The organism is Pedobacter cryotolerans (assembly GCF_005116475.1).
Classification (GTDB): domain Bacteria; phylum Bacteroidota; class Bacteroidia; order Sphingobacteriales; family Sphingobacteriaceae; genus Pedobacter; species Pedobacter cryotolerans.
On sequence record NZ_SWBO01000002.1, the window covers coordinates 68,023 to 79,871 of the forward strand.

The 11,849-nt window shown below is 34.8% G+C and carries 12 protein-coding genes; 3 read left to right on the forward strand and 9 right to left on the reverse strand.

What is annotated here, in order from left to right:
• Nucleotides 1–116: 116 nt before the first annotated feature.
• Nucleotides 117–350, reverse strand: a complete 234-nt coding sequence (locus FA045_RS03465; protein ID WP_136874526.1) for a hypothetical protein — start codon at nt 348–350, stop codon at nt 117–119.
• Nucleotides 351–465: 115 nt separating this feature from the next.
• Between FA045_RS03465 and FA045_RS03470 the strand changes: the two genes are divergently transcribed.
• The 3 genes from FA045_RS03470 to FA045_RS03480 are packed head-to-tail and all read left to right on the forward strand — an operon-like array spanning nt 466 to nt 3,377.
• Complete coding sequence (locus tag FA045_RS03470) at nt 466–1,839, forward strand: MATE family efflux transporter (RefSeq protein WP_136874528.1); 1,374 nt, start codon at nt 466–468, stop codon at nt 1,837–1,839.
• Nucleotides 1,836–2,972 carry a cytochrome-c peroxidase gene (locus tag FA045_RS03475; RefSeq protein WP_136874530.1) on the forward strand — a complete coding sequence of 379 codons (1,137 nt, stop codon included), beginning with the start codon at nt 1,836–1,838 and terminating at the stop codon, nt 2,970–2,972. The genes FA045_RS03470 and FA045_RS03475 overlap by 4 nt, the downstream gene beginning before the upstream one ends.
• 39 nt (nt 2,973–3,011) lie before the next feature.
• Nucleotides 3,012–3,377 (forward strand): response regulator, encoded by a 366-nt coding sequence (locus FA045_RS03480; protein ID WP_136874532.1) that lies wholly within the window; start codon nt 3,012–3,014, stop codon nt 3,375–3,377.
• On the opposite strand, the gene FA045_RS18805 is transcribed toward FA045_RS03480, so the two are convergent.
• From FA045_RS18805 to FA045_RS03515, 8 genes are all read right to left on the reverse strand, one after another.
• On the reverse strand, nt 3,374–3,535 hold the full coding sequence (locus FA045_RS18805) for a hypothetical protein (protein ID WP_169305013.1): 162 nt from the start codon (nt 3,533–3,535) through the stop codon (nt 3,374–3,376). The genes FA045_RS03480 and FA045_RS18805 overlap by 4 nt on opposite strands.
• Nucleotides 3,536–3,601: 66 nt before the next feature.
• Entirely contained in the window at nt 3,602–4,720 is a 1,119-nt protein-coding gene (dinB, locus tag FA045_RS03485; RefSeq protein ID WP_136874534.1) for a DNA polymerase IV, read from the reverse strand.
• Between the two features lie 60 nt (nt 4,721–4,780).
• A complete protein-coding gene (locus FA045_RS03490; protein WP_136874536.1) occupies nt 4,781–5,521 on the reverse strand; it encodes a hypothetical protein in 741 nt (246 codons plus the stop codon).
• 37 nt (nt 5,522–5,558) lie between these two features.
• Nucleotides 5,559–6,242, reverse strand: coding sequence for a pseudouridine synthase (locus FA045_RS03495; RefSeq protein ID WP_136875280.1), 684 nt, complete (start codon nt 6,240–6,242; stop codon nt 5,559–5,561).
• Between the two features lie 115 nt (nt 6,243–6,357).
• Entirely contained in the window at nt 6,358–7,260 is a 903-nt protein-coding gene (locus tag FA045_RS03500; RefSeq protein WP_136874538.1) for a histone deacetylase family protein, read from the reverse strand.
• A 52-nt stretch (nt 7,261–7,312) separates the two neighbouring features.
• Complete coding sequence (gene dinB, locus FA045_RS03505) at nt 7,313–8,515, reverse strand: DNA polymerase IV (protein ID WP_136874540.1); 1,203 nt, start codon at nt 8,513–8,515, stop codon at nt 7,313–7,315.
• A 669-nt stretch (nt 8,516–9,184) separates the two neighbouring features.
• A complete protein-coding gene (locus FA045_RS03510) occupies nt 9,185–10,081 on the reverse strand; it encodes a PorP/SprF family type IX secretion system membrane protein (protein ID WP_136874542.1) in 897 nt (298 codons plus the stop codon).
• An 11-nt stretch (nt 10,082–10,092) separates the two neighbouring features.
• Nucleotides 10,093–11,847, reverse strand: coding sequence for an arabinofuranosidase catalytic domain-containing protein (locus tag FA045_RS03515; protein ID WP_136874544.1), 1,755 nt, complete (start codon nt 11,845–11,847; stop codon nt 10,093–10,095).
• Nucleotides 11,848–11,849: the final 2 nt, after the last annotated feature.

Consider the following 11,849-nt stretch of genomic DNA (forward strand, 5'->3'; position numbering starts at 1 on the left):
TTAGCTATAGACATAAGACCTCTCTGAGGTCTAAAAATAACTTCTACTCTCCTCGGCTGGTGTCCTCACCAGCCGAAAATCAATTTTATTTATTAGAAGCGCAAGGCAACTGCTTTCTATCTTCTTTGCTCCTGCTTTCCGCTTTTATTTCCAATTTTTTTAACAAAAATTGTAAATATAGCTGCAATCAGAGCTATAATTAAAGCTTGTGCAGGTAAACCGTAAATAATTGCATAACAACGTGTAAAATAAACCTGACATAAGCGAAAATCCTTTTCGTCACACTGAGCGCAGTCGAAGTGAAGAAAAGATTGTAGCATTGGCAGGACTAACATTAATAATAATGCCATTTTGCTTTTCAAAATAAAACTTGATAATTTAGTTAGCACTAACTATCCTAAAACCATATCAAATTTTAAAGAATAAATAAAAGATTACGAATAAAAACATCAATTTTGTAATTGTATGTTACAAACGCTTTTTGCCAAATATAAACCTTACTATAAAGAAAACTTAATTCTTGCTTTGCCTATTGTTGGCTCGCAAATTGGGCACATGGCGGTACACATGGCCGATAGCATTATTGTTGGTCAATTTGCTGGTACCGTACAATTGGCAGCCGTTTCTTTGGTAAATAGTTTGTTTATGTTGGTGCTGGTTTTAGGATTGGGTATTTCTTATGGCTTAACGCCATTAATTGCCCAAGCCAATGGCAGAAAAGACAATAACGAATGCGGTAGACTGCTCTCTAATAGTTTAATTATCAATGTGATAACTGGCATATTTTTATATTGTTTTATACATTTTGGCACACTTGCAGTAATTAATAATATTGGGCAATCGCCAGATGTGGTATTTCATGCAAAACCATATTTAGCCTATCTTTCGTTATCTATTGTACCATTAATGATATTTCAAACCTTTAAGCAATTTGCTGAAGGTTTGGGTTTTACATTACAAGCCATGTTGATTTCGATTTTTGGTAATGTGATTAATATTGTAATCGGTATCATTTTAGTAAGAGGTATGTTCGGTTTTGAAGCAATGGGTGTTTCTGGAGTTGGTATAAGTACACTAATAGACAGAACTTTAATGGCTGTTGTAATGGCATTGTATGTGCTTAAATCTAAAAACTTCAAAATATTTTTAAAAGAGTTTAAAATTTATGCGCTAGATAAAGTAAGAAGTTTAGCCATTATAAGAATTGGTGCTCCTGTTGCCATGCAGTACATTTTTGAAATTAGCGCCTTTAGCGGTGCAGCTATAATTATTGGTACTATTGGAACGGCTGAGCAAGCTGCACATCAAATTGCCATAAATTTAGCCGCGTTTACTTACATGATTGCGAGTGGTATCGCATCATCGGCAACCATTAAAACAGGTAATTATTTAGGACAACGAAACTTTACCGACTTGAGGAGATCTGCAATTGCTAGTTATCACATAGTTATTGGCTTTATGTTATGTACTGCCTTACTTTTTGTTTTAGCAAATACAATTCTCCCTTATATTTATACCAAAGACACAGCAGTAGTTGCTATTGCCGCTCAGTTGCTAATTATTGCTGGCTTTTTTCAATTGTTTGATGGAACCCAAGTAATTGGTTTAGGTGTTTTACGTGGCATTGGCGATGTAAACGTTCCTACAATTATCACCTTTTTGTCTTATTGGATCATCGGTATCCCGGTAGGATATATTTTGGGCTTTCATTTTAACTTAGGTGAAAAAGGAATTTGGTACGGATTAACTTTTGGCTTATTAACAGCCTCAATTTTACTCTTTTTTAGGTTTCAATTTAAAACAAGATTACTTATACAACAAAAAATTAAGATAGATTGAAAAAGCTATTTATCATTTTTGCATTGGTAATTAGTTTTTTACTGGTGTTATCTTTTAGATCGGTAGAGTTTATTGGAAATAGAGAAACGGTAGATTCATTACGCAAAAAATATGCTCAACCCATTAGCAAATGGCCAAAACCAACCATTGATAAAGGAGTTAACTACTTAGAGTTTGGGCTACTTTCAGAAATTTCAATATACTTAAGTGTAGATAGCAACAGAAACAGAGTTGAATTAGGCAAAATCTTATTTTTTGATCCACGGCTTTCAGCTTCAAATGAAATTTCTTGTGCAAACTGCCATAAGCCAGAACTACATTTTACAGATGGTTTGGATGTTTCTTTAGGGCACAAAAAAGCTAAAAATACACGCAACTCTCCTAGTTTAGAAAATGTTGCTTTTTACACCAGTTTATTTTGGGATGGAAGAGCAAAAACCTTAGAAGAACAAGCAAATGGGCCACTTTCATCAGAAATTGAAATGCACCAAGACATGAAAGTATTGCCTAAAAAGTTGCGTAAAATAAAAGGCTACCGCAAATTATTTAAAGCTGCTTTTGGTGATGAAGTAATTGACAATGATCGAGTGGTTAAAAGCATTGCTGATTTTCAAAGAACCTTAATTAGCGGCACATCTAACTTCGATAAATTTTTAGCAGGGGAAGATAAAGCATTAACCGACCAGCAAATTGTAGGTTTAAATTTATTTAGAACAAAAGCGAGGTGCATGAACTGTCACTTCGGCCCATTATTTACCGATCAGGATTTTCATAACCTAGGATTGTCAAATTTTAGTGAAAAAAATCAGGATTTAGGCAGGTATTTAGCTACCAAAAAACCAGAAGATGTAGGTAAATTTAAAACTCCCAGCTTAAGAAATGTAATGAAAACCGGTCCATGGTTTCATAACGGCTCTATTAATAGCATGGAAAATTTAATGGGTTTGTACAACATGGGAATGCCTTTTCCGGCATTTACATTGGCTCAATTAGATGATCCGCTGTTGCCTAAGCACGATAAATTACTTAGAGGAATTAGATTAAGCAGTAGCGAAATTAATGCAGTTATCGCATTTCTCCATTCTCTTTCTTCTCCAACTTCAAAAATTGATATACCCCAACTACCACAATAATTTTATTATATTTGCAAAATAAATATTCATCCCATTTAAATGAAAAAACGCATTCTGGTAATTGAACATAACCAAGATATTCTTGAGCTTATTTCTTTGGTATTAGATGAAGCAGGTTACGAAGTCATATCCTCAAAAAATGACCAAGATATACTAGAGCAAGCCATTAGCTTACAACCAGATGCGATATTGTTAGATATTTTAAAGGTAACTGATGAAGGCACTGAGCTTTGCAGACAATTTAAAGATGTTAAAGAAACTTGCCACATTCCGGTAATTGTTTTATCCACTCATCCGCAAATACACAAAGTTAAAGATGTTTGTGCTGATGAGATTGTTGAAAAGCCATTTGATATTGATTCATTATTAGAAACTTTAGAAGATCAGCTTAATTTATCAAATTAGATCTTCAGGTTTTGATCGTTTTTATCAGGTGTAAGTTCTTTTTGATTTAATTCTTTTTCTAAATCTTTTCGGTCTTTTTTGTTTCTCTTAATAACAAACACGATGAATAGCGCTATTGCTATTACCAAAATCGAAATTGTAACTACATTAAATTCCATAAAGTTTGCTTTTTTACTTAAAACGTAAATGTAACCAATTAGTTTGGCTTTAAAATTAACTGTATATTAAATTTTATTCATTTCAGGAAATAGCGTTTGTTGGTAGCCCTCTAAACGATCTCTCATTTTTGTTTCTCCAAAATTAGAAAAACCAACACCTAATAACCTCACTTTCTTTCCTTCAAAATCTGTATTAGCAATTATATTTTTGCAAATGCTTAGTGCAATATTTATATCATTTATTGGGGTTGTTTGCGATAAGCTTCTGGTTATTTGTTTAAAATCTGCAAATTTAATTTTAACAGTTAATGTTCTACCATAAATTTTATAGCGCTCTAATCGTGCAAATGCAGAATGAGCTACTTTAGTTAAACAATCATCTAGTTCTTCGCCCTTATCCAAATCTTCGGCAAAAGTATCTTCTGCGCTAATAGATTTAATTTCATGATGTGGTTGCACAGGGCGATGATCAATCCCTCTAACAATATTATAAAAAAACTTTCCGCTCTTACCAAATAATTGAGTTAGTCTTGCTTCTGTTTGTTTTTTAAGATCTAAACCAGTATGCAAACCCTGTCTTTTCATTTTTTCGGCAGTAACTTTCCCAACACCATAAAATTTCTCTACAGGTAGTTTTTCCATAAATTTCTCCATTTTAGAGGGACCAATAAAAGTCAATCCATCAGGTTTATTCATGTCTGACGCTATTTTAGCAGTGAACTTATTAATAGAGACTCCAGCCGAGGCAGTTAAATTTAATTCATTTTTAATGGCTTGTTTAATCTGTTCGGCAATAGTTATGGCAGAGCCGATGTTCAATTTATCTTCAGTTACGTCTAAATATGCTTCATCTAATGATAGAGGTTCAATCAAGTCGGTATATCTGCTAAAAATCTCTCTAATTTTTTTCGACACTTCTTTATAAGCATCAAATCTTGGTCTAACAAAAAGTGCATAAGGGCAAAGTTGTTGTGCTTTTTTGCTCGTCATTGCAGATTTAATACCAAATTTTCTGGCCTCGTAACTTGCAGTTGCAACTACCCCACCTCTACCTTCTGGCGAGCCGCCAACTATCAATGGTTTACCTTTATATTCTGGAAAATCACGTTGCTCTACAGCTGCGTAAAAAGCATCCATGTCAATATGGATAATTTTACGAACGGTAATATTATTTTGAATTTCCACTAAACTTACACCTGTTGATAACTGATTGTAGTGAAGTTAAATAATTTTAAGCAATGCTGATTATTTTTTAGGCGCTCTACCCAAATTTACAACTGCACCAATACTGAAAACAGAATTTCCAGCATTTAAGAATTTTCTACTCTTTAAGCCAAAATTACTTCCGCTGGTGTATTGTAATTGAACTTGCTCACTTAAAATCATTCTGGTAAAAAATACAGGCTCAATAAAAATATTGTCTTCATTTGCTTGTAAAATCCCGTTTCGGTAAAAATTATTGGTATTTATGAAACTCATCCGCAATGCGGTACCGTAATTTAAACCAAAATCTACACCAAATAAACGCAAATTACTTCTACGTTTAGAGCTGTAATTTACTTGTATAAATTTTTTATCAAAGTTAGCTTCCTGATTATCAGTAGCAATCAATACATCATTATCAAACGTTCTAAAAAATCGATCGCTCTTGCCGCTACCTAAACCGCCGTAAATTTCAATTATTCTGTTATTATCTGGTCCAAAAGTATTAAAGTATCCTGCGCCAATTTCAACAGATTTATTTTTAACATCTTTTCTGGTTGCCTCATTTTGCATAAAAGAACCATTAGCAATTACAGCAACATGATTAGTAACTGCATAAGCAGAGTTAAAATTAAAATTTCCTTTGAGCGACATATGTACACCAGCTGCAATTTCGCCCTGTGTTGTAAGCATTGGCGTATTAGGTACACTTGGCATGTAAATAGATGAGCAGCTGCTTAATAAAATTGTTGAAAGTAAAATTGCTAGTAAATTTGATTTCATATTGCTAATTAAACTCAATAGTTGAGCCAAATATTGTTTAATGGGTAAAATTCATCATTTCCATCACTCTTTTAAACTCATCATGCAGGTTTGCTTTTAAATTAACTAAATTACCTGTAACCGGATGAACGAACGAAAGCGCTGAGGCATGTAATAACATGGTTGTCATTTCGAATTCTTCCTTAAAAAACTTGTTCTGTTTATTGCAGCCATGTTTTCTGTCGCCAATTATGGGATGGAAAATATGCGCAAAGTGCCTACGCAACTGATGCATTCTACCTGTTTTAGGTGTAGCTTCTACTAATGAATATCTTGATGTAAGATGTTTACCAAAAGCTACATTTATTTCGGCCCTTTGTAAAGTTTTAAAAGCAGTGAATGCCTCTTGCATATTGCCATTTTCTTTGGCTAATGGATAATCGATATCCAGTTCATCTGGAGCATAACCACGTAAAATAGCTAAATACTTTTTACTCACTTCGCTTTCTTGAAACATTTTATGCATGGCGATTTCTACGTCTTTTTCAAATGCGAATAATAATAAACCACTCGTTTTACGGTCTAAACGATGTACCGGACTTACATGTTTACCTATTTGATCCCTTAATATTTGTAAGGCAAATTCTGTTGCATCATTTGCTATTTTAGATCGATGAACCAATAAGCCATGAGGTTTGTTGATGGCGATTAAATGTTCATCTTGGTAAACAATTTCTAACATTTGGCGAAGATAAGGATTTTGCGTCATTCTATGAGGGTTTGTCATCCTGAGCGTAGTCGAAGGATCTTAAGGCGAATATTACAAAAATAACCCTTCGACTACGCTCAGGGTGACACTAGCTGTATAGATCCCTCGCTACTCTAAAAGTATTGCAATGTGCATCAACAATGATTTTAATATCTTCAGAATAACCACCACCCATGCTCACCTGCACCGGAACTTGATTTTTAATACAAGCTTCAAAAACTAATTGATCGCGTTGCTTGCAAGCATTTTTACTAAGTGATAGTTTTCCCAGCTTATCGCTTGCTAAAACATCAACCCCTGAGAGATAAAATACAAAATCTGGTTTGTGCTTTTCGAATACAAATTTTAAAGCTTCACTTAATTTACTTAAAAATTCTTCATCCCCAGTTTCATCAGCCAAGGCAATATCCAAATCTGACTGTTCTTTTCTGAAAGGAAAGTTTTTATCGCCATGCATAGAAAACGTAAACACGCTTGGCTCATTTGCAAAAATTTGCGCAGTACCATTTCCTTGATGCACATCTAAATCTATAATTAAGATACGCTTAGCTAAGTTGTTATTTAAAAGGTAGTTTGCCGCTATAGCTTGGTCATTCAACAAACAAAAACCTTCGCCCCAATTGCTACCTGCATGGTGTGTACCACCAGCAACGTTAAAAGCAACACCAAATTCTTTTGCAAACGCTGTGCAATCAATGGTTCCTTGCGCAATTCTAATTTCTCTTTCTACCAATTGCGCATCGAGCGGAAAACCAATTCTTCGTTGTTCTTTGTATGGTAAAGTTAAATTTTTAAGCGCAAGCCAATAATCTTTATCATGAGTTGCCACAATATCTTTTTCAGGTAAAGCATCTGGAGCGAAAATATTTGCCTCGGTAATCGTTCCTTCATGCAGCAACTGAGCAGGTATCAACTCGTACTTAAGCATCGGGAAACGATGACCTTCGGGCAAAGGATGTGCATAAATAGGATGATAGGCGATTTTTAACATGTTTTATCGATTAAGATTACGACAATTGCAAATTAACTGTTTTTGCAAAACCTTAAGAATTTTTGTTCATAAAAGAAGCTTTTTTACTCTTTGTATCACCTTTATTAGGTAAAACCGTTGCTAATTTAACAGCATCAATACCATAGCGAGAACGCATTTTATCCATACTTTGATAAAGATTATAGATTTTTTCAGATGGTCCGTATAAATCAATCTGTTCACTGCCGCTTACCAAATGCGATAATTTTACACCCACCAATCGCAATAACATTCTTTTGCTGTAAACTTTATCAAACAGATCTTTTGCTTTGGCAATCAGCGTACTATCTAACGAAGTATAAGGTATTTTAGCTTGTTGTGTAACGGTTTCAAAGTTGGCATAACGAATGGTTACCGTAATGCAGGCGGTTAACTTTTGCTTCTGCCTTAATTCAAAAGCTAGGTTTGTAATCATATCAGTTAAAATGATTTTTATACCTGCAATATCCATGCTATCACTTTCAAAAGTAGTTTGCTTGCCAATAGATTTTTGCTCACGGTAAGGTACCACTGGCGAGTTATCTATTCCGTTTGCTTTTTGCCAAAGACTTAAGCCATTTTGCCCCAATATTTTAAACATCAACTCTTGCGGAATTTGAGTTAAGGTATGTATTTTTCGCACTCCCATTTCGCTTAATTTAAGAAATGTTGCATCACCCAAACCTGGTATTTTTTTTATAGATAAAGGATTTAAAAATGTTTGAACTTCAAGTTTTTGTATCTGTAACTCGCCATCTGGCTTACACTCATTGGTAGCCATTTTAGATACCGTTTTGTTAATAGATAAACCAAAAGAAATAGGCAAACCAATTTGATCCATTACCGAATGTCGCAACTCATGGGCAAACTTCATACAACCGAAAAATTTATCCATCCCGGTCATGTCTATATAATGCTCATCAATGCTCGCTTTTTCTAATAAAGGCACTTTTTCATGCAATAATTCAGTAATTTGATGCGAATAATAACTATACTCATCCATACTGCCTTTTACAAAAATAGCATGCGGACAAAGCTGTTTAGCCATTCTGCTAGGCATTGCCGAGTGTATCCCAAATTTACGGGCCTCGTAACTACAAGATGCCACCACGCCCCTATCAGATGTACCGCCAATAATAACCGGTAAACCCGCTAGTTTGCTATTCTTTTTTATTTCTACCGAAACAAAAAAAGCATCCTGATCCATGTGTATAATATGTTTATCGCCGAAATCCATAAATTGATAAACAAATATAATACTAAATATATTAGTATATATTAACAAGTTATCAAGATATTTAACTAAATATGTTAGTAATTATTTTGAAAAGCAATTATTGGGAGAAGATTAATGTTAGCCTTGGTTTACATTACAAGCTCAATTTTTCATCCCGATAAAATCCTATCGCGTGGACACAAATATTGATTTATTTTTTCGCTCTATGCCGCGAGGCATTTTACTTTTGAGGCATCAAAAGTAAATAAAAATGCTTGTCAATCCGCTATGTGCCTTTTCACAGGCTCTCGCTCATCAAAAAACAGTGGCACTTCGTTTTGTTCGCATATGATAAATAAAAGCATCTGCTAACTCGAACACAAAACCACTGCGTTTAAGGTTTGGTAGTGGTGTTTGTTCTATTGTGCTCCTGTTTTTTGATTTCCCCGGCACTAGGGATTGACGGTCGTTCTTGGTAGAAACTTGTGTATTTATTAAAGGAACTCAGCAAAGTGCCAACAGGCAATGAGCAAAAAGATGTGTCCACACGATAGGATAAAATCGGGAAAACTGAGGCTTTTCATTGCAATAAGGTTTAGGAAGCAAAACCAGCGATAAACACAATAGTTGTAAGCGTAAAATTAAGTACTTCGTGAAGCAAAAATTTTAATGGTGTAATAGAAAATTCAGTTAAAAAATCTTACATTTTATACCTAGTTCAAAATAGGCATTATCAAAACCCTGAATTTCTTTAAAGCTATTTCCGTACATCCCAGTAAAAGAAAAAATACGGTTATGGTTTATTCCGATCCCATAAGTTAAGTTATCTGAACTACTCCATATTGTCATTACACTCAACTTTTCATCAGAAAAAGTAACATTAGCACCTATATTTAGTAAATCATCAAAGTCTTTAACACCTTGATACACAATTTTCGGTTCAACTTTCATCCCATTTAAAAAATTTTCGAACGGAATTTTATAACTTATTGCAGTAAAAAATGTAGTACGGTCTAGCCTAGCAATATTCTCTTCGTTATTAAACATTACTCTTAAATTGGGAACTGCAAGTTGCAGATTAAGTTTACTAGTTGTAAAAGCTAGCCCAAAATCACCATCTAAAAAGACCTGCCTATTGTCAAATCGTTCCAACGAATTATCTTTTAAGTCTCCTATTAAATCCTCATATTTAATGCGTTGGCTCATAAAACCGAATGATATTCCAAAATGCAATTGCTGATTTTCGCCTAATGGCAAATGATAAGCATATGTAGCCATTGTGCGGGTACGATTTAATAAACCAGCTTGGTCACTATATATTAAAAGTCCTAATCCAACACGTTTACCACCACTCCAATCTACCGTTAATGCCTGATTTACTGGAGCACCCTCAATTCTGCTCCATTGTTGGCGATAGGATAAACTAGCATTCAAGCCTTCATATCTACCAGCTAATGATGGGTTGGCGAGGTATTGATTTTGGTAAAAAATCGCTCCTAAAGTACTTTGCTGAGCTTTAGCAGCGAATGTAAACCCAGCAAATAACATCATAAATGTAAACTTTGCAAAAACTTTATAAATTTTCATTTGAAGGAATGTTAAAAATACCGTATCGCTCGTACGTTTGGAGTGGAGTTGTTTTTAGAATAAGCATCTGTTATTAAGCCTGTATTAAAAATTATAACCTGAGCAGATCCTGAAGGGATGACTACACTTTCTGTTGATGACCAGTACCTAACCGTTGCGTAACCACCTACTACTGCTCTTGAATCCCATAATTTTCTCAATTCGTTGATACTTGGTAAATACCAATCTGAATAGGTAACTCCGCCATCTACTACACTGTAGTTATTAGCTTTGCTTGCAGCGGCGGCTGTAGGACAAGCTGTTATTATAGTTGCTGTATTTGTAGCACCAGTTCCTAAAGCAGTTGCTGTTGCACCCAAAACAGTTCCACTACATCCAAAATTTCCCAATCCAAGGTCACCATTTGCAGCAATTATACCATGAACTTCACCTTCAACATATCCAGGATCTGAAGGTTGATAAATGTAAGCAACTTTACCACCTCTAAAGCTCATACCTATAGCTAAGTGGCTAAAACTAATTTCTGTACCATAAGTGGTGCCTAGTGTGTTGGTAGCGTATGGACGAGCATAATAAGTTGTTCCACTAGAAAGGCCAGTTAAATTTGCAGACACACTTGATCCTGAGAATTGGCTACTGCTTCGTGTACCCGCAATTGTTGGATTAGGACTGGTTCCCCAACAAATACCTATTGTTGTATTTGCACCATCATAAAATGGCATAACTACATTTAGATTTGCTGTTGTTCCAATTAAGGCTAAATTACTGGCAATTGGTGTTGCTGGTAATGCATTAGGAGCAGTTTGCCCATTTGGAAGCATTCCTGAAACACCTGTTTTACCAAACTTATTCAATTGTTCGCTAATTGCACTAGTTAATTTACCATTGCGGTTTAAATAGTTGTTATTTAAGGAAATACCATAGTATGCTGCTTGGTTTTTCTCTAACAGACTTCGGTTTAAAGATGAAGGATTTGTAGTAAATGCTATTAACTCTGTATCTCCTCCACCAGCTTGTGTATGGTTATATATGGTTCTATCTCTACCTATATTATCCCAAGCTGTACCCGAATTAGGTGTTAGCGGAATTACGGTATTTACCATTAAAGTAGAATTCCAAAGTGCTTGGCTACCAGTAGTTGTTACTCCGTTTTGATAAACTGTGCTATTAATAATACTTTGGGATGCATAAGTAGCAAATAATTTAGGTGGTTGATCATGCCAATTGTATTGAGTAGAGTGACCAAGCAAAAATCCACGAGCACCGGCTGCAAATTTATTTACAACAGATACCATTCCTACAACATTCATTTCAGTTGCCAATTCAAGTGAGTTATAAGTAGATGGAGATTTAAAAAAACGAATAAATGGCTTTCCATTTTCTGTATCTAACACCCCTGCATTTACAATTCGAGGTTGGTTAATTGCATTTGGTTGAGACATGTTACGCCCATTTCCACTTTGATCATACCATATCGTGACATAGCCGTTACTACTTCCAATAAATGTATTAAGAGATGTTATATCAAGTTCACTACCAACAAACCCAATATTTTGTGTGGCATTATCACTACTTCGCCTTACTTGAATGGCGTTACCATTATAAGCTGAGCTAAGTTTTCTCATAGAGAAAGCTACATAAGCTGGGGTACTGCTTGTTAGGCCAGCTAAGTCTAAGGTATTTTGAGCTTTTACTCCAATAACACCATAAGTAATTAACCCAATTAACAGCAGAATAATTACCGTTCGTTTCGTTAAAATTTTCATGT